Raw genomic sequence first — 17,306 nt, forward strand, 5'->3', positions numbered from 1 at the left:
TTACATCTCAGAATTATGATCATGCCCATAGAATTTTGGAATCTGCCAATGATACTTCACGGCTAATGTTCTGATGCCCACAATTAATAAAATTGTAAAAATCTGAATAATTGTATAAGAAAGAGGAGTGAATTTTGTTAAAAGTAAAAATATAGAACCTCCTACGATACAGGCCGTAGCATAGATTTCTTTCCTGAAAATCAAAGGGATCCGGTTCAGTAAAATATCCCGGATAATCCCTCCGAAACACCCGGTAATGGTACCCAATCCCACGCAAATCAAAGGGTGAATACCAACATTCAAACCTTTTTGAACTCCAATTATCGTAAATAATCCCAATCCGAAACTGTCAAAAATAAATAAAGTTACCCTGAAATTTTTTTCAAAAGACTTGAAAACCATCGTGAAAATGCTGGTCAGAATAATCAGGGCACAAGTCAATAGGTCATGCATCCAGAAAACCGGAATGTCTAATAACAAATCTCTCACAGTTCCCCCTCCCACAGAAGTCACGAAAGCAATAATCAATACTCCAAACGGATCAAGGCGTTTCTGCATCGCAGCAAAGCTCCCCGACATCGAAAAGGAGATCGTTCCAAGGACTTCTATGGCAAAATTGAACTGTTCGTGCATGGCTTATAAAAAATAAATGATAATTGATGAATGATTTCTTGTTAAGCAAATATTCTACCATTATATATCAATTATCACTTATTACTTATGATTGATTACTCATTTTTCCACTCTCACCGAATCCGGAACAAGCAATCCGTATTCCCCGCCGTGGTTTATAATTTCCCTTACAATGCTGCTGCTGATGAAAGATTTTCCGGATGAGGTTAATAAAAATACGGTTTCCAGCTTTTTATGAGCTAATGTTCTGTTGGTGTGAGCGATAGCTTTCTCAAATTCGAAATCGGCAGGATTTCTAAGGCCTCGTAAAATGAACTGTGCATTTTTTTCAAAACAGAAATCAACGGTTAAGCCTTCAAAATAATCTACTTCCACATTCGGAAATTCGGCAACGGAATTTTGGATGAATTCCATTCTTTTTTCGAGCGGAAACATGTATTTTTTTTGTGAATTCTGCCCGATCGCAATAATTAATTTATCAAAAAGCGGAGCCGCTCTTTCTATAATATCATAATGTCCCAAAGTAATAGGATCAAAAGATCCCGGAAAAACAGCAATTTTCATTTCTTATAAAGTTATAAGTTATGAGTTATGAATGATGAGGTGAAATTGTATGAGTAATTAGCTTCCATCTTCCAACCTCCATCTTCCAGCCTCTAATTTTATTTATTTAAAGCTTTTTCAACCTCATTTCCACAAAGGTCTGTAATAGAAATTCCGTAGATTTTCGCCTGTTGAGGTAGAATGCTCGCAGGAGAGAAGCCCGGGTTTGTATTCATTTCCAACATGTAGGGAATGCCGTCCATTAAAATAAATTCACTTCTTGAAAAACCGCTCATCCCAAGGGAATTGTAGGCTCTTTTTGAGATTTCTTCTACGCGGATTCTTGTTTCGTTGTCAATTCTTGCGGGTGTAATTTCTTCCGAAGCTCCTTCATATTTAGCTTCATAATCGAAGAACTCATTTTGGGGAACAATCTCTGTAATTCCTAAAACAATGGTTTCACCTTTATAATCGATTACTCCTACAGAAACTTCCATTCCGTCCAGGAAACTTTCAATTAAAATTTCATCATCTTCTTTAAAAGCAACTTCTGTGGCAGCAATTAATTCTGATTTATCTTTTACTTTTGAAATTCCCAGCGATGAACCGGACTGATTAGGCTTAACGAAAACAGGTAAGCCAAGATTTTCTACAATTTCATCAACGTTAATTTCTTCTCCTTTTCTTAAATAAACACTTTTTGCGGAAGGAATTCCGTATTTTGAAAGTACGGCCAGCGTATCTTTTTTATTGAATGTCAAAGCGCTTTGGTAAAAATCACAACCGGTATATTTCTGCCCGATCGCGTCCCAATAGGCCTGAAGAATTCCGTTTTCACCCGGTGTTCCATGGATAATATTGAAGCAAACATCGAATTTTAATGTTTTATTATCATCCAATGTCACCGAAAAATCACCTTTGTTAATGTCGTATTTTTTATCATTTTCGCCTAAAAAATACCATTCATTTTTAAGGATGACCACTTTATATACATCGTAAAGGTTTCTGTCCAGGGAATCATAAATTAATTGTCCGCTTTTTAATGATACAACATATTCGTCAGAATAGCCTCCCATTACTACGGCAACACTTTTTTTGCTCATAATCAAATAGTATCAATTGAGGCAAATTTAATGATTTTATATAATGGTCAACTGCAAATTCACAAATTTTAAAATCAAAAGTGAAATGTGTTAAATAAAAAGGACATTCTAAAATTATTAATTATATTTGCTGTCTAATTATAGTAATTTTAAGTATGCTTAAATCGCTTTTCAATTGGAAAGTTTTACTGAACTTAGTCGTAGCCATCGGCGTTTTTGTGGGGTTGGTCTGGCTTACGTTTCGTTGGTTGGAATACCATACCAATCACGGTCAGGAAATTCCAGTTCCTAATATTGTAAATAAATCTGTGCAGGAAGCCATCAAAATATTAGATGACTCAGGATTGGAATACGAGGTTGATAGTTTTAAGTATGATCCTAAATACAGGCCTTTTCAAGTATTACAGGTATATCCGGCTCCGGGTTCCCGTGTAAAGGATGGAAGAGCTATTCAGTTAAAAGTAAATCCGAGAACTTGGGCAAGAGTTGAGGTTCCGGACGTGATCAATAAATATTCAGGTCTTGCATTCCAAAGATTGGAACAGGTAGGATTGAAAGTGGGAGACACCCTTTTTGAACCAAGTATCCAAAAAGATGCAGTTTTAAGGATTTTATTTAAAGGGGCACCTGTAAAGCCTAAAACAAAACTTCCGAGATTTTCTGTAGTAGATGTTGTAATTGGCTCCGGGCCGATGAGAAATATCGCAATCCCTAATGTAGTAGGGTTAACGGTGAAAGAAGCAAGAGCAGTCATTGCAAGAAGCATGTTTGAAGTGGGCCTTGTAGAGCATGAAGACGGAAGTAAAGATGAATCTGATATTATTTATTATCAGGATCCTGCTTCTGGGGATGTGAGAGATCAGGGTATGCAGATTGACCTTTGGGCAAGTAAGAAAACACCTGCTGAGCTGAGTGCAAAAATCGAGCAGTTGAATTCTGTCTACAGAATGAAAGTAGATACGGGATTGCCACCAATTGAGTATCATGAAATTCCTGCCCATCAGGAACCTGTTTATGAAGCTCCGGCGAATATTCCAGCTCCGGCTCCGAAAAAGGAAACTCCGAAGCCTGCCGAAACAAAAACAGAGGTGCCAAAAACCACCACTGCAAAACCGGGAACTTCTACAACGGATACTAAACCGAAATCAACCAATAATACCACTACTTCAAATAATAAAACTGCCACTACAGCACAAAAGCCGGCAGAAAAGCCAAAAGCTAAAAAAGTAGTCGTAGAATAATAAAGTAAATATTATAAAAAATACAGGCTTCAACTTTCATTATGTTGAAGCTTTTTGTATAAAAGATAAAACAATGACAGAAGATAACGAAGATTTTATTGATGAAGAATTATTAGACCAAAACAGTATTGATAATATCGATATTGATGAGGAAAATAAGGGATTGTACGAACATCTCAATATCACTGTTGAAAAAAGTCAGGAGCCATTGAGAATAGATAAGTTTTTAATGATTTATCGTCAGAATTCCTCAAGAAATAAAATTTCGCAGACCTGCAGAGCGGGAAACGTTATTGTAAATGGAACAGCTGTTAAGCAAAATTATCGTGTAAAGCCCGGAGATCAGATTTCTGTATTACTGGCGCACCCTCCAAGGGAAAATGTTATTATCCCACAGAATATTCCTATTAATATCATATACGAAGATGATGATTTAGTCGTTGTTGATAAAGATCCGGGAATGGTCGTACATCCGGGATTCGGGAACTGGGACGGGACATTGGTAAACGCTTTGGCTTATCATTTTGAGCAAAACCACGAAAAATCAGACTTGGACAGAGTAGGATTGGTCCACAGAATTGATAAAGATACCTCGGGTCTTTTGGTAATTGCCAAAAATGAATATGCTTTAAGCTTTTTGGCAAAGCAGTTCTTCGAAAGAAAAACAAAAAGATTGTATTGGGCTTTTGTCTGGGGAAATGTACAGGATGATGAAGGTACAATACAGGGCCATATCGGCCGCCATCCCAAAAACAGGATGCAGATGCACACCTATGAAGACGGAAGCCAGGGAAAGCATGCGGTGACCCATTATAAAGTTTTAGAAAGATTTAAATATATGACCTGGGTGGAATGTAAGCTGGAAACGGGGAGAACTCACCAGATTAGAGCGCACTTCAAACATATTGGCCATACGCTGTTTAATGATGAAAGATATGAAGGACATACTCCTCTCAGAGGTGTTAACCTGCCTAAGTATAAGCAGTTTATAAAAAATGTTTTCGAAATTTTGCCAAGACACGCGCTCCATGCCCATACTTTAGGATTTATACATCCCACTACGAAGAAAGAATTATATTTTGAGAGCCCAATGCCGAAAGATATGGCGGATGCCGTAAAAAAATGGAGAAATTATTTAGAAAACTAAAAATATATTGAGAATTTTTTTATATTTGTTGAATTGAAATCAAGATTTGTTATGAGAAAACTATATGCTATCGTATGTTTAGCTCTTTTGTCAAATGCATACAAAGCACAAGAAACATTACCGTACTATCAACAATATCTTTTAGATGGTGAGTTTCTGTTCAACCCAGCACAATACGGAAAAACAGACTATGTGCAACTTAATCTTAACTATCAGCAGCAATTTTCGAAGTTCAGCGAATCGCCAAACGTACAGTCGATTGGGATCAACGCGAACATCTTTGATAGAGTAGGAGCAGGTATCTCTGTATTCAGGGACAGTAATGGCCCTATTTCCGCTGGTGGTATTACGGCTGGGGCTTCATATTTTATTCCTCTTAGCAGCGAAGGAGACAGAAAAGACCAGTTCTCTTTCGGTACAAGTGTGAGCTTCTATAATATGAATTTTGATTACTCAAAAATCAACACACAGGATGCTTCAGACCCATTATTGCAGGGAAATGAAAGTAATATCTTTATGGCTTATGCCAACTTTGGAGCGCAGGCTACGTATAAAAACATCTTTGCAGGGGTTTCTGTAAATGATATTGCCCTTACAAACGACGAAGCGATTATAAACGGACGTGAACCTTCTCCAATTAAATTCTTCTTAAACTTAGGATATGACTGGCATGTAGGAGATAATATTTATTTCACTCCATCTGCTTTGATCAACCTTAACACAAACTCTACAAGAACGATTGATTACAACCTAATGGGTACGTTCTTTAATGATATCAATTCATTCTCTTTCGGGGTAAGCTACAGATCTGTTCAGAACAGATTCGACAGCCAGCAATTACAGATTGCGCCGGTGGTGAAAGTAAGATTCAACAAATTCATGATTGGAGCTACTTATAACCTGGGATTGTCTGATATTCAGGAGTATGGAGGAAACAGCTTCATGATCGGGTTAGGATATAACTTTGATAACTTCATTAATCACAGAGGTTATAGATATTAATCAATTTAATTTAAATAAATTTGAGCTCTGAATTTTTTCAGGGCTTTTTTTATGATTTATATTCACATTCCCTTTTGTAAACAAAAATGCAGCTATTGCAATTTCCATTTTTCAACGTCTTTAAGCTTTAAAGATGAAATGCTTTCTGCCATCAAAAAGGAAATTTTCCTGCGAAAAGACGAATTACAAAACAAAAATTTACAGTCACTTTACTTCGGGGGTGGCACTCCGTCGATCCTTTCTGCTGATGAAGTCAAGTCTTTAATTGATGAGGTTTTGAAATATTTCAGTTTTGAGAATGATATTGAAGTCACTTTGGAAGCCAATCCGGATGATTTAGATAAAGATTTTTTAAAAGGTTTGTCCAATTCTCCGGTTAATCGCCTGTCAATTGGGACACAAAGTTTCTTTGAAGCGGATTTAAGGCTTATGAATCGGGCACATTCCGCATCAGAAGCTGAAGATTCAATCAAAAGATCGCAGGATTTTGGCTTTGAAAACCTGAGTATTGACTTAATTTACGGTTCGCCAACTTCCAATCTTGAAATCTGGAAAGAAAATTTAAATAAAACGATAGCGCTTGAAGTTCCACATATTTCATCTTATGCCTTAACGGTTGAGCCAAAAACAGCTTTAGAAAACTGGATTGCAAAAGGAAAAGTAATAGGCCCGAAAGAAGAGGAGCAAAATAAAGAGTTTTATTACCTATCAGATTTCTTGAAAGACAACGGTTTTGAGCATTACGAAGTCTCCAATTTTGCAAAACCGGGCTTTTATTCAAGGCACAATTCTTCATATTGGAAATACAGGGAGTATTTGGGAATTGGCCCGTCTGCACATTCTTACAACGGTTTTGATGTTAGAAGCTGGAATGTGGCTAATAATCAACAATACATTAAGAAATTAAATTCAAATCTTCTGGCTAAAGAAGAAGAAATTCTTTCTCAGAATGATCAGTTTAATGAAATGATCATGATTGGTTTAAGGACGATTTGGGGTGTTGATATTGAGAACCTTAAAAGTAAATTTAGTGATCAGATTATTGAACATTTTCAATATGAAACCAAATTAAAACTTGAAGAAGAGATTTTGATTATAGAAAACAATCATTTAAAAATCCCGGAAAAGCACTGGTTTATGGCGGATGGTATTGCTTCGGATCTGTTTATGGTTTAGATTGGAAGCCAGAAGTCAGAGGCTGGAAGAGTTGTTTGCGAAAAACTTCCAACATTGGGCTTCCAGCATCAACAATTTCACTATTTTTGTATAAAATTTCAACTCAATTTGAAAACTAAAAAGCAAGCTTATTCGCATCTTTCACCAAAGCAGCCTATCGGTATTTTTGATAGTGGAGTTGGAGGTTTAACGGTAGCTAAAGAAATCAAAAGGCTTCTCCCAAACGAGGATCTGATTTATTTCGGGGATACGAAACATCTTCCATACGGTGAAAAATCTAAAGAAGCCATCATCGAATATTCGACGAAAATCACTAATTTTTTGCTTGAACAAAATTGTAAAGCAATCGTAATTGCATGTAATACAGCGACTGCAAACGCTTTGAATGAAGTAATGGAATCTGTTGCGGGAACAGTTCCTGTGATCGATGTAATAAATCCTGTCGCGGAAAAGGTTTCGTATGAAATTCATAATAATGTTGGGGTGATTGCAACAAAAGCAACCGTGAATTCGGGGCTTTATAAAAAAAGTATTCGTAAACATAATAAATGGATTAAGGTAGATGAGCTGGCAACACCATTATTGGTTCCTGCCATTGAAGAAGGTTTTAAAAACCATCCGATTACCCATGCGATAATTTATAATTATTTAAGCAATAGTAAGTTAAAAAATATTGAAACACTCATTCTGGGTTGTACACATTATCCTTTGTTAATTGATGAAATCAAGCAGTACTACGGAAATCGTGTTCGTGTGATCGACTCACCAAATATTGTGGCGAATCATTTAAAGATCATCCTGGATAAATATAATCTGTTGAATGACAGCAATCCAAAACCGAATTATCATTTTTATTTATCTGATTTAACCAAAAATTTCGAAAAAATTTCAAAAAAATTCTTCGGGAAAAGTATAGATTTAGAATTAAAAGTATTATAAAAATAAAAAGCTGCTTCAATTTGAAACAGCTTTTTTTAATTACTGAGAATATTTTGTTAATTCAATTATAACTCCAAAATCACCTTTCTCTTTTCCAATCTCTTTTTTGGAGTATGAATTGGCTGGTTTTTATCATCTTCAGATTTTCGTCCGACTGCAACTGCAAACAGAGTTTCATATTTTTCGTTATTTAAAATAGCATCATATTTTTCGGTTTCAATTCCTTCCATTGGCGTAGAATCAATCTCCATATCGGCGCAGGCGGAAAGTAAAACTCCCAATGATAAGTAGACCTGGCTTCTTAACCATGATTCTATATAATCATTTCCATGAGATTTTACAAAAGTTCTGTAATAATTTACGGAGCTTTCAGGGATGTTTTCTTCAATTTGTCTCTCAAAATCTTCTGGATTTTTTATTACCTGAAAAACAATCAGCTGACTGCTTTCCAATACTTTTTCTTTATTAAAATAAGACGCTTCGGCAAGTTGCTGTTTAATTTCAGAATTATTTACAAAAACAAAATTCCATGGCTGGCTGTTGATGGAAGACGGACTTAACTGTAAAATTTCTTTCAACTGCTGTAGTTGTTCTTCACTGATTATGCCTTGAGGATTATACTTTTTTACAGTATATCTCGATTTCATTTTTTCTAAAAAGCTCATAATATTTATACTATATTTTTTATAGTTGCAAAATTAATGTAAGTTTATTAACTTTGCAATAACGGTCTAAAATGATAGTATGAAAATGTATTCAATCGACAATAAAAAATATCCCTGCTGCACGACAGTTACCATGAGATTCATCGGAGGAAAATGGAAGGCGGTCATTTTGTATCACCTTGCAGATGGCGGCAAAAGGTATAATGAATTAAGGAAATTAATTCCTACAATAACAGAAAGAACGTTAAGCCTTCAATTAAAACAATTAGAAGAAGATAATATCATTGATAGAAAAGTTTACACAGAAAAACCACCTTTAATGGTAGAATATACATTAACAGACTTTGGAAAAACTTTACTGCCGGTTTTAAAAGAAATTGCAAAATGGGGCGAAAGTGCAGTTAATACTTCCGAGAAAGTGGAAGTGGTTGCTTTATAATAAAATAAAAAATCAGGAAAATTATTCCTGATTATCTGTTATTTCTGTATTTTCTTCTTTATTTGGCTCAAAAAAGCTGAAGCTTACATTTCCGTATTTTCGGGAGTCAATTAAATTTGGATGATCAAATTTTAAGCGGCTCTGATGCTCTACAATGAGAATTCCGTTTGGCTTTAAATATTTATTATTTAAAACTAAAGACAGCAATTCGTAGTATTTTTTTTCTTCCATTTCAAAAGGAGCATCAGAAAATACTATTTCAAAAGATTTTTTATTCCTGAATTTTTTTAACCAGTCAAAAACATCACCTCTCTGAACATTTACCTGTAAGCTAAATCCTAACTCAGAAGCTGTAGAATTCAGAAAACTGGTGTGTTTTGGATTCATTTCCACAGAAGTCACGTCCTGACATCCTCTTGAAGCAAATTCGAAGGTAATAGAACCAATGCCCGCAAAAAGATCAAGCACAGAAATCGACTGCATATCGTATTTGTTATCCAAAATACTAAAAAGCGCTTCCTTCGCAAAATCCGTTGTTGGTCTTACATCAAAGTTTCTCGGAGCGGCTATTTTCTTGGCTTTCCATTTGCCTGAGATTATTCTGTACATATTTTTAGGTTTTAGATTGTAGGTAATGGGTCGCAGGCAAGAATAAGCCTAATTCTGCAACCTGCAACCTAATTGAGGATAAAATTCTTGTTCGGGATATTATCAAATACAATTTTCAGATTCTTCACAAACTTCTGTAATTCTGAAATAAAGGTTTCATTTTCAGTGGTTTCCCCGTAAGCAAAGAAACTGGTTTCATTGATCCCAAAACCTATTTTGCTTAATGTAAACATGATGAAATAAAGAAAATCCACCTCAGAGTTCACATCCAGATTATTGTATAAAATAATTTTTTTATTGTCTATAGCGAAAAACTCACACTGATTATGATAAAGATTAATGTGAATTTCCTTGTTATTTTTATTATTGATTGAATTTAAAAACTTTTCACCGGAGAAGTTGAAGCTAACAGGCAATGCCAGTTCTTTAATTTTTTTATAAAAATTTTTCGGAAAAGTATAATAAAACTGAATTTTGAATTTTTCATTAATAGAAAGCATCAGTTCTTCCTTTTCCTTATCTACTGGCGCATTGTAGGAAATGAGTTCAAATCCTCTCTCATGTTCAGAAAATCCTTCAGGCATCAGGGTAAAATGATTCAGCGCAGAAATTACATGAATTTCTTCAAACCTTTGCTTGATCAGCACTTCATCCAGTTTGTCACCGATGAAATTTTCCGGAGATTCTTCGTTTACGAAATAGGATTTTTCTTCCATAATGCTTTTATTTTTAGCAATTTGGTAGGTTAATCCGTCTTTGGTAAAAAGTAATTTAAGTACGTTCATATTTCAATTCCTGCAAATTTAGTTAAATTCTACCATTACCGCACCCGATTGATGATGAAGTATTTCCTTATTGTAAAAATCCAGATTAGATTGGCTTTCCAAAACATCCCAAACCATTTTCTGAAGCACACCATCACCGATTCCGTGAACAATTTCCAGTTTTTTTAAATTATTTTTCCTGCAAAAAGAAATCACTTCCAATAATTTTTCCTTTTGGATGAAGAGTCTCTCAAAACTGTCGTAATCATTCGGATTTTTAACCAAATTATGAAAATGTAAATCTAAAACCAAATGATTTTTCTGATGTTTTTTAGAAACGGATTTTCTGGGCTCAGGCTTTTTTACAACTTTAATATTTTCATATAAAGATGCATTTTTCGGAACAAGTTTCTCTTGTGGATATTGGTAAGTGAATCCGTATTCATCTTTAAAAACAACAATATTTCCCTTCACGGAAGTTACAACCCCGCTTAAATCTTCATCTACCACAGAAACTTTATCACCTATTTTCATAATTTTTAAATGTAAACACAAAAGACATAAATATTTCACTAATTTTCCACGAATTTAAATCGTAATATTTGTGAAAAAATTAGTGATATTCGTGTTTGAAAAATCAAACTTTTGGACCTAATTCAATAATTTCCAAATCCTTAATCTCTTCACCGTCAATCACAAAACGCATCATCGTCCTCATTTTATGCCAACCCTGCTTTCCACAAGCACCGGGATTGAGGTGCAGCAGATTATTTTTTTGATCAAACATAACCTTTAAAATATGAGAGTGTCCGGAAATAAACAACTTCGGAGCTTTTTCATTAATTTCTTTGTTTGCTAAAGGTGTATATTTTCCAGGATAACCACCGATGTGGATCATCAAAACTTCCACTTTTTCACAAAAAAAACGATTCACTTCAGGAAACTCAGAACGGATTTTTGCATTATCAATATTTCCGTAAATTCCTTTTAATGGTTTAATTTTTTCAAGTTGCTCAATCACTTCCAGACTTCCGAAATCCCCGCCATGCCAAATTTCGTCGGCTTGTTTGGCGTATTCTAAAATACGGTCGTCAATATAAGAATGAGAATCGGAAAGGAGAAGGATTTTGGTCATTGTTGAGAAATTCTTTGCAAAGATAACGTTTGAAATTATTTTTTGTTAAGATTTACAAACATCTTTAATGTCAATTGATCTTCTGTAAGATTTGAAATAATATTTATTTGGTTATTTAGTTCAAATTTAATTATAAAACTTGAATTGATTAAATTTGGGGAAAATTAAAAAAATGAAGCAGAAACTTTCTTTTTTCCTTCTCCTTTTTTTTGTTGGGATTTTCAATGCGCAGGTTGAGGAGAAAAAACTGGACGAATTAATCCAAAATACCTTAAAAACCTTCGATGTCCCGGGAATGTCTGTCGGAATTATCAAAGACGGAAAAGTTATTTATTCAAAAGGATTTGGAGTACGTTCTTTAACCTCAAAACAGCCGATGGATGACAATACGTTGGTCGGAATTGCATCAAATTCAAAAGGTTTTACCTGTACAGCATTGGCGATATTAGCGGATGAAGGAAAACTGAATTGGGACGATAAAGTTTCAAAATATATCCCGGAATTTCAAATGTATGATCCGTATGTTTCTCAAAATGTTACGATTAAAGATTTAGTGACTCACAGGGCAGGATTAGGCCTTGGGCAGGGAGATTTAATGTTTTTCCCTGAAGGCGGAAGCTTAACGGTGAACGATATTGTTCATAATGTAAGATATTTAAAGCCTGAGAACCCTTTCAGAACGACTTTAGATTATAATAATATCATGTTTATTGTTGCCGGAGAAGTGATTCACAGAGTTTCGGGGTTAAGTTGGGCAGAATTTGTCGAACAGAGAATTATGAAGCCTGTCGGAATGGCTTCAAGTTTTGGAAGCTATAACAGGGCTAAAGTTGTTTCAAATAAAATTGATGCACACGCTCCGGTTGATGGAAAAGCAATTGCGGTTCCTCATGATTGGAACGAAACGGCTAATGCAGCCGGCGGAATTATGAGTAATATTAAGGATATGACGCTTTGGGCAGAATATTTATTGAATAATTTTACGACAAAAGACGGCAAGAAATTAGTTTCGGATAAAAATGTACAGCAGCTCTGGAGTTTGCAGATTCCTGCGGGAGTTGCAGCAAAAAATCCTTATGATACAAGTTTTTACGGATATGGGCTGGGTTGGTTCTTAAGTGATGTTAAAGGTCATAAACAAGTTCAGCATACCGGCGGATTAATCGGAACAGTGACTCAATTTACCTTAATTCCGGACATGAAATTAGGAATTGTAGTGTTGACGAATCAGCAATCCGGTGCGGCTTTCAATACCATAACCAATACAGTTAAAGATTCTTATCTTGGCGTTGCAGACAGAAATTGGCTGAAAACATACAGTGAAAGAATGTCTAAAATGGAAGAAGGATTTAATAAAGAAAAGAAAGAAGCTTTTGCAAAATCCGAGGCTTTCAAAAAAGAGAAAAATCTTCAGCCAAAAGCAGAACAATTTATTGGAATCTATAATGACAAATGGTTCGGAGGTGTAGAAATTTCTCAACAAGGAAACGGATATAGGATTTTATGTAAAAATTCTCCAAGACTAAAAGGTGAATTGCTGCCTTTCTCAAATAATACTTTCATTATTAAATGGGACGACAGAAGCTATGATGCCGATGCCTACATTATTTTTGATTATGATGAGACAGGAAAAGCTGAGTCAGCAAGATTAAAGGCAATTTCGGATATTACGGATTTTAGCTTTGATTTTGATGATCTGGATTTGAGAAGAAAATAACTAATTTTATTAATAGGAGTGGGCTTTAGCCCGTTTTTCTTTTTAGGTTGAGATTGGCTTTAGCCAAAATTGACTTTGACCATTCACTTTTAAAATTCATATAATAAACCACCCCGTCAAAAATTCTTATGAATTTTCGCCACCCCTCCAGAGGAGGGGAATTTTTGCGTGTAGACTAAGTTTCTTTTGATATAACTAAATTTTCCCCGGATCATAAAAAAATAATAATTTCTTTTTTGCGCCATCGAATTCTGACCATGAATTGCAGTCGATTTCAAAACCGGCGACACCGCAAGTCGGAAAGTGGAAAATGTCTTCGGAAATAGAATTGGCGAAATTGGAAATTCCGTTGTTATGAGAGAAAAAGGCTACTGAACTGTGATTATCATCCAAGTCGTAAATTACCGATTCAAAATTTCTTTCTGAAGGATTGTAAAGTTTTTCATCCGTTAAAATATTGATTTTATACGCCTGGTTGAAAATTTCACAAGTATTTAAGGCACGTACGGCCGGGCTCGATACGAAATAATCGATCGATACATTATTATCTTTCATGAATCGAGACATGTGCAAAGCTTCCTTCAGTCCCTTATCTGCCAGTGGTCTGTCAAAGTCCTCTGTATCTTCAGGCCAGTCGCTTTTTGCATGTCTTACAAGGATGAGTTTCTTCATATTATTGCTTTTTGGAAGATTAAAATTATAAAAAAAATAATGGAATAAAACATGATTTATAAAAAAAACTGTGTATGGAATAAAATCATTAAAATTTACTAAATTTGCAATCCTATGGGACAAATCCTTGCAATAGACTATGGAAAGGCGCGTTGTGGCATTGCTGCAACGGATGATATGCAGATCATTGCGAGCGGTCTGGATATGGTAAAAACTTCGCTTTTAGTGGAATTTTTAAAAAAATATTTCAATGAAAATAAAGTGGATGAAGTAGTAATCGGGCTTCCTGTAGATTTGAAAGGGAATATTTCTGAAGTGGAAACAGATATTTTAAAGTTTATAGAAATTTTTCAAAAAGAATTTCCAACTATTAAAGTCAACCGCTTTGATGAGAGATTTACATCCAAAATGGCTTCGTTTTTTATTTCCCAAAGTGGAAAAAGCAAAAAGCAGAGACAGGAAAAAGGATTAATAGATAAAGTAAGCGCAACCATCATATTGCAGAATTTTTTAGAACAAAGAACAAGATGATTTTACCGATAAGAGCCTTTGGGGATCCAGTTTTAAGGAAAGTAAGTAAGGATATAGACAAAAATTATCCGGATTTACAAGAATTGATAGACAATATGTTCGAAACGATGTATAGTGCAAATGGCATAGGATTGGCTGCACCACAGATCGGGTTGGATATTCGCCTGTTTGTGATTGACGTTAGTCCTTTGGCAGAAGATGAGGATTATGAAGATATTAAGGATGAGCTGACAGAATTTAAAAAAGTTTTCATTAATGCTAAAATTCTTGAAGAATCCGGCGAAGAATGGAAATTTAATGAGGGATGTCTTTCTATTCCGGACGTAAGAGAAGATGTGAAAAGAAAGGATACGATCATAATTGAATATTATGACGAAAATTTTGTGAAACATACAGAAACTTTTTCCGATATTAGAGCCCGCGTAATTCAACATGAATATGATCATATTGAAGGAATCTTGTTTACTGACCATTTGAGTGCTTTGAAAAAGAAGCTGGTAAAAGGTAAATTGACAAAAATCACCCAGGGTGAAGTAAGCATCAATTATAAAATGAGATTTCCAAAATAATAATTAAGGATTAAAAAAATAAATAATAAAGAGCAAAAAGCTGAAGCTGATTGCAGGATTTACAAAAAATAAAATTATGCTGTTAGAAAAAATAATTTCAATTTCAGGAAAACCAGGACTTTACAAATTAGTTTCTCAACTAAGAAACGGATTTATCATTGAAGATGTTACAACTAAGAAAAAAGTAAGCATCAGAAACTCCAGCCAGGTAAGCTTGTTGGATAATATCGCTATGTTTACGATTGATAAAGAGGTTCCTTTGTTCGAAGTTTTTGAAAATATTGCTAAAAACAACGATTACAAAGAAACGATTTCTCACAAATCAAACGATGCAGAACTGAAAGAATTCATGACAGCTTCTCTTCCAAACTACGATACAGAAAGAGTTTATGCTTCTGATATCAAGAAATTGGCTCAATGGTACAACATTCTTCACAAAGCAGGATATATCACTCCGGACAGCTTCGTAAAAGCTGAGCCCGAAACTTTGGAGGGTGAACCTGCAGAAGAAGTGAGCATTGAAAAAGAAGCTCCTAAAAAGGCTGCGAAAGCTGAAAAACCTGCAACTCCAAAAGTAAAAGCTACTTCTACGGCAAAATCAGCTCCAAAAAGTACGCACAGAAAACAAGGATAATTCATTACTTTGAATTAAAAATATAAACCTTGCCAGAAATGGCGAGGTTTTTTGTTTCTAGACATAAAAACTTAATAATTTACTTAAATTTGTAAGACTTTGAATTCTCAATTATGAACACCAAACAGGAAAAACTGGAAGCTTTCGGAAGATTATTAGACATTATGGATGATCTGCGTGAAAAATGTCCATGGGATCAGAAACAGACCTTGCAATCGCTTCGTCACCTTACTTTGGAAGAAACGTATGAACTTTCGGATGCTATTTTGCAGGAAGATTTACAGGAAATTAAGAAAGAATTGGGTGATGTTCTGCTGCATTTAGTTTTTTATGCGAAAATAGGTTCAGAAAAAGAAAGTTTTGATATTGCTGATGTAATTAATTCTTTAAATGAAAAACTGATATTCCGTCATCCCCATATTTACGGTGATACAAAGGTGAAAGACGAGGAAGAAGTAAAGCAGAATTGGGAAAAGTTAAAATTAAAAGAAGGAAACAAATCCATTTTGGGCGGAGTTCCGAAAAGCCTGCCAAGTTTGGTAAAAGCATATAGAATTCAGGAAAAAGTAAAAGGAATAGGATTTGAATTTCATGATGCGGAAGATGCGTGGAAAAAAGTAGATGAAGAAATTCAGGAATTTCATACGGAAACAGATTTGGATAAAAAAGAACAGGAATTGGGAGATGTATTTTTCTCATTAATTAACTATGCGAGAATTTCCGGGATCAATCCGGATTCAGCATTAGAAAGAACGAATTTGAAGTTTATTTCGAGATTCCAACAAATGGAAAATTTGGCTTTGGATAAGAATTTGAAACTGGAAAATATGTCTCTGGAAGAAATGGATATGCTTTGGGAAGAAGCGAAAATTTTAAATAAAACCTAATGAAAATGAATATTTTTTTTACAGCCACAACACTTTTATTTTTAAGCTGTAACCCTAAAGCAGATCAGTCAAAATCAGATACTTTGGCCGTTGAATTTTCTTTACCCAAAAAGTTGAAGGAAGTTTCAGGAATTACCTTATCAAAGGATAAAAATACAATTTGGGCTATTGAGGATCAGGGAAATAAAAATGTTATCTACGGACTGGATCAAAAAGGAAATCTTACAAACGATGTCTTGGTAGAAAATACTGAAAACCATGACTGGGAAGATATTACCAACGATCCGGAAGGAAACATTTACATCGGAGATTTTGGGAATAATGACAATGACAGGCAGGATTTAGCTATTTTAAAAGTTGATTTAAAAGATACTTCTCAGACGACCACAAAGGTAGTTCAAACTACAAAATTCCATTATGAAGGTCAGGTAGAATTTCCTCCAAAAAAATCAAATTGGTTATATGATTGTGAAGCTTTTATAGAAATGGACGGAAATTTTTATCTTTTCACAAAAAACAGAAGCAAAGGTTTTGACGGTACATTTCTGGTTTTCCAAGTTCCAAATAAAGAGGGTGATTTTGGGGCAAAATTAATAGGGAAATTAAAGCTTCAGGGAGGTTACAGTGATGCCGCCATTACTTCCGCTACGGTTAACAGTACAAAAGATAAGATTGTTTTGTTAACACATAAAAATATTCATGTTCTTTCTGGATTTGATACAAATGATTTTAGCAAAACAAAAATCCAAAGAATATCATTAAATCATAATTCTCAAAAAGAAGCCATCGTTTTTCTTGACGACAAAACCCTTCTGATTGCTGATGAAAAGGATAAAAAAGAAGGAGGAAATGCCTATAGATTTAATTTAAACTAAAAACAAAGTCCGCAGAAATTTCTCT

At 34.7% G+C, this 17,306-nt stretch carries 21 protein-coding genes; 12 read left to right on the top strand and 9 right to left on the bottom strand.

All coding sequences use genetic code 11. The annotated features are described in order from the left end of the window. The 3 genes from ATE47_RS00195 to ATE47_RS00205 all read right to left on the bottom strand — a co-directional run bounded on the left by ATE47_RS00195 (position 1) and on the right by ATE47_RS00205 (position 2,279). A complete protein-coding gene (locus ATE47_RS00195; protein ID WP_062160070.1) occupies positions 1 to 633 on the bottom strand; it encodes a trimeric intracellular cation channel family protein in 633 nt (210 codons plus the stop codon). A gap of 99 nt (positions 634 to 732) precedes the next feature. Then, positions 733 to 1,197, bottom strand: a complete 465-nt coding sequence (gene coaD / locus ATE47_RS00200; RefSeq protein ID WP_062160071.1) for a pantetheine-phosphate adenylyltransferase — start codon at positions 1,195 to 1,197, stop codon at positions 733 to 735. A 98-nt stretch (positions 1,198 to 1,295) separates the two neighbouring features. Next, positions 1,296 to 2,279 carry a D-alanine--D-alanine ligase gene (locus ATE47_RS00205; protein WP_062160072.1) on the bottom strand — a complete coding sequence of 328 codons (984 nt, stop codon included), beginning with the start codon at positions 2,277 to 2,279 and terminating at the stop codon, positions 1,296 to 1,298. A gap of 155 nt (positions 2,280 to 2,434) precedes the next feature. Between ATE47_RS00205 and ATE47_RS00210 the strand changes: the two genes are divergently transcribed. The 5 genes from ATE47_RS00210 (at position 2,435) to murI (ending at position 7,784) form a co-directional block, all read left to right on the top strand. Further along, positions 2,435 to 3,520, top strand: a complete 1,086-nt coding sequence (locus ATE47_RS00210) for a PASTA domain-containing protein (protein ID WP_062160073.1) — start codon at positions 2,435 to 2,437, stop codon at positions 3,518 to 3,520. 73 nt (positions 3,521 to 3,593) lie between these two features. Beyond that, on the top strand, positions 3,594 to 4,667 hold the full coding sequence (locus ATE47_RS00215) for an RluA family pseudouridine synthase (RefSeq protein ID WP_062160074.1): 1,074 nt from the start codon (positions 3,594 to 3,596) through the stop codon (positions 4,665 to 4,667). 51 nt (positions 4,668 to 4,718) lie between these two features. After that, the gene (locus ATE47_RS00220; RefSeq protein ID WP_062160075.1) at positions 4,719 to 5,669 is read left to right on the top strand and encodes a PorP/SprF family type IX secretion system membrane protein; all 951 of its coding nucleotides are present in this window, start codon (positions 4,719 to 4,721) and stop codon (positions 5,667 to 5,669) included. A 51-nt stretch (positions 5,670 to 5,720) separates the two neighbouring features. Further along, a complete protein-coding gene (gene hemW, locus ATE47_RS00225) occupies positions 5,721 to 6,845 on the top strand; it encodes a radical SAM family heme chaperone HemW (protein ID WP_082632445.1) in 1,125 nt (374 codons plus the stop codon). A gap of 108 nt (positions 6,846 to 6,953) precedes the next feature. After that, entirely contained in the window at positions 6,954 to 7,784 is an 831-nt protein-coding gene (murI, locus tag ATE47_RS00230) for a glutamate racemase (protein WP_062160077.1), read from the top strand. A gap of 65 nt (positions 7,785 to 7,849) precedes the next feature. Here the strand turns inward: murI and ATE47_RS00235 are convergent, their stop codons facing one another. Continuing rightward, complete coding sequence (locus ATE47_RS00235) at positions 7,850 to 8,431, bottom strand: nitroreductase family protein (RefSeq protein ID WP_335338439.1); 582 nt, start codon at positions 8,429 to 8,431, stop codon at positions 7,850 to 7,852. 103 nt (positions 8,432 to 8,534) lie between these two features. Here ATE47_RS00235 and ATE47_RS00240 point away from each other — a divergent pair, with 103 nt between their 5' ends. After that, the gene (locus tag ATE47_RS00240) at positions 8,535 to 8,888 is read left to right on the top strand and encodes a winged helix-turn-helix transcriptional regulator (RefSeq protein ID WP_062163386.1); all 354 of its coding nucleotides are present in this window, start codon (positions 8,535 to 8,537) and stop codon (positions 8,886 to 8,888) included. A 21-nt stretch (positions 8,889 to 8,909) separates the two neighbouring features. Here the strand turns inward: ATE47_RS00240 and ATE47_RS00245 are convergent, their stop codons facing one another. The 4 genes from ATE47_RS00245 to ATE47_RS00260 all read right to left on the bottom strand — a co-directional run bounded on the left by ATE47_RS00245 (position 8,910) and on the right by ATE47_RS00260 (position 11,396). Then, complete coding sequence (locus ATE47_RS00245; RefSeq protein ID WP_062160079.1) at positions 8,910 to 9,497, bottom strand: RsmD family RNA methyltransferase; 588 nt, start codon at positions 9,495 to 9,497, stop codon at positions 8,910 to 8,912. 68 nt (positions 9,498 to 9,565) lie between these two features. Next, complete coding sequence (locus ATE47_RS00250) at positions 9,566 to 10,282, bottom strand: DUF3822 family protein (protein WP_062160080.1); 717 nt, start codon at positions 10,280 to 10,282, stop codon at positions 9,566 to 9,568. A gap of 18 nt (positions 10,283 to 10,300) precedes the next feature. After that, positions 10,301 to 10,795, bottom strand: a complete 495-nt coding sequence (locus ATE47_RS00255) for a Smr/MutS family protein (protein ID WP_062160081.1) — start codon at positions 10,793 to 10,795, stop codon at positions 10,301 to 10,303. 103 nt (positions 10,796 to 10,898) lie between these two features. Then, on the bottom strand, positions 10,899 to 11,396 hold the full coding sequence (locus tag ATE47_RS00260) for a metallophosphoesterase family protein (protein ID WP_062160082.1): 498 nt from the start codon (positions 11,394 to 11,396) through the stop codon (positions 10,899 to 10,901). A 172-nt stretch (positions 11,397 to 11,568) separates the two neighbouring features. Here ATE47_RS00260 and ATE47_RS00265 point away from each other — a divergent pair, with 172 nt between their 5' ends. Then, complete coding sequence (locus ATE47_RS00265; protein WP_062160083.1) at positions 11,569 to 13,113, top strand: serine hydrolase; 1,545 nt, start codon at positions 11,569 to 11,571, stop codon at positions 13,111 to 13,113. Between the two features lie 195 nt (positions 13,114 to 13,308). Here ATE47_RS00265 and ATE47_RS00270 read toward each other — a convergent pair whose 3' ends face one another. Further along, complete coding sequence (locus ATE47_RS00270; RefSeq protein ID WP_062163387.1) at positions 13,309 to 13,785, bottom strand: SixA phosphatase family protein; 477 nt, start codon at positions 13,783 to 13,785, stop codon at positions 13,309 to 13,311. A 114-nt stretch (positions 13,786 to 13,899) separates the two neighbouring features. Between ATE47_RS00270 and ruvX the strand changes: the two genes are divergently transcribed. From ruvX to ATE47_RS00295, 5 genes are all read left to right on the top strand, one after another. After that, positions 13,900 to 14,316, top strand: a complete 417-nt coding sequence (gene ruvX / locus ATE47_RS00275) for a Holliday junction resolvase RuvX (RefSeq protein ID WP_062160084.1) — start codon at positions 13,900 to 13,902, stop codon at positions 14,314 to 14,316. Beyond that, positions 14,313 to 14,885, top strand: coding sequence for a peptide deformylase (gene def / locus ATE47_RS00280; RefSeq protein ID WP_062160085.1), 573 nt, complete (start codon positions 14,313 to 14,315; stop codon positions 14,883 to 14,885). The genes ruvX and def overlap by 4 nt, the downstream gene beginning before the upstream one ends. A gap of 76 nt (positions 14,886 to 14,961) precedes the next feature. Then, positions 14,962 to 15,519 (top strand): DUF5606 family protein, encoded by a 558-nt coding sequence (locus ATE47_RS00285; protein WP_062160086.1) that lies wholly within the window; start codon positions 14,962 to 14,964, stop codon positions 15,517 to 15,519. 113 nt (positions 15,520 to 15,632) lie between these two features. Then, positions 15,633 to 16,406 carry a nucleoside triphosphate pyrophosphohydrolase gene (gene mazG / locus ATE47_RS00290; RefSeq protein ID WP_062160087.1) on the top strand — a complete coding sequence of 258 codons (774 nt, stop codon included), beginning with the start codon at positions 15,633 to 15,635 and terminating at the stop codon, positions 16,404 to 16,406. A gap of 5 nt (positions 16,407 to 16,411) precedes the next feature. After that, entirely contained in the window at positions 16,412 to 17,281 is an 870-nt protein-coding gene (locus ATE47_RS00295) for a hypothetical protein (protein ID WP_062163388.1), read from the top strand. Positions 17,282 to 17,306 lie beyond the last annotated feature (25 nt).

The organism is Chryseobacterium sp. IHB B 17019 (genome assembly GCF_001456155.1).
In the GTDB taxonomy this organism is placed as follows: Bacteria; Bacteroidota; Bacteroidia; order Flavobacteriales; family Weeksellaceae; genus Chryseobacterium.

Bases quoted from the DNA above. Each gene is read 5' to 3' on its own strand.
- ATE47_RS00295 (WP_062163388.1), top strand. From the start codon at position 16,412: ATGAATATTTTTTTTACAGCCACAACACTTTTATTTTTAAGCTGTAAC.
- ATE47_RS00240 (WP_062163386.1), top strand. From the start codon at position 8,535: ATGTATTCAATCGACAATAAAAAATATCCCTGCTGCACGACAGTTACC.
- ATE47_RS00260 (WP_062160082.1), bottom strand. From the start codon at position 11,396: ATGACCAAAATCCTTCTCCTTTCCGATTCTCATTCTTATATTGACGAC.
- ATE47_RS00245 (WP_062160079.1), bottom strand. From the start codon at position 9,497: ATGTACAGAATAATCTCAGGCAAATGGAAAGCCAAGAAAATAGCCGCT.
- coaD (WP_062160071.1), bottom strand. From the start codon at position 1,197: ATGAAAATTGCTGTTTTTCCGGGATCTTTTGATCCTATTACTTTGGGA.
- ATE47_RS00220 (WP_062160075.1), top strand. From the start codon at position 4,719: ATGAGAAAACTATATGCTATCGTATGTTTAGCTCTTTTGTCAAATGCA.
- ATE47_RS00210 (WP_062160073.1), top strand. From the start codon at position 2,435: ATGCTTAAATCGCTTTTCAATTGGAAAGTTTTACTGAACTTAGTCGTA.
- ATE47_RS00265 (WP_062160083.1), top strand. From the start codon at position 11,569: ATGAAGCAGAAACTTTCTTTTTTCCTTCTCCTTTTTTTTGTTGGGATT.
- ATE47_RS00250 (WP_062160080.1), bottom strand. From the start codon at position 10,282: ATGAACGTACTTAAATTACTTTTTACCAAAGACGGATTAACCTACCAA.
- ATE47_RS00270 (WP_062163387.1), bottom strand. From the start codon at position 13,785: ATGAAGAAACTCATCCTTGTAAGACATGCAAAAAGCGACTGGCCTGAA.
- hemW (WP_082632445.1), top strand. From the start codon at position 5,721: ATGATTTATATTCACATTCCCTTTTGTAAACAAAAATGCAGCTATTGC.
- ruvX (WP_062160084.1), top strand. From the start codon at position 13,900: ATGGGACAAATCCTTGCAATAGACTATGGAAAGGCGCGTTGTGGCATT.
- ATE47_RS00195 (WP_062160070.1), bottom strand. From the start codon at position 633: ATGCACGAACAGTTCAATTTTGCCATAGAAGTCCTTGGAACGATCTCC.
- ATE47_RS00255 (WP_062160081.1), bottom strand. From the start codon at position 10,795: ATGAAAATAGGTGATAAAGTTTCTGTGGTAGATGAAGATTTAAGCGGG.
- ATE47_RS00215 (WP_062160074.1), top strand. From the start codon at position 3,594: ATGACAGAAGATAACGAAGATTTTATTGATGAAGAATTATTAGACCAA.
- ATE47_RS00285 (WP_062160086.1), top strand. From the start codon at position 14,962: ATGCTGTTAGAAAAAATAATTTCAATTTCAGGAAAACCAGGACTTTAC.
- def (WP_062160085.1), top strand. From the start codon at position 14,313: ATGATTTTACCGATAAGAGCCTTTGGGGATCCAGTTTTAAGGAAAGTA.
- ATE47_RS00205 (WP_062160072.1), bottom strand. From the start codon at position 2,279: ATGAGCAAAAAAAGTGTTGCCGTAGTAATGGGAGGCTATTCTGACGAA.
- mazG (WP_062160087.1), top strand. From the start codon at position 15,633: ATGAACACCAAACAGGAAAAACTGGAAGCTTTCGGAAGATTATTAGAC.
- ATE47_RS00235 (WP_335338439.1), bottom strand. From the start codon at position 8,431: ATGAAATCGAGATATACTGTAAAAAAGTATAATCCTCAAGGCATAATC.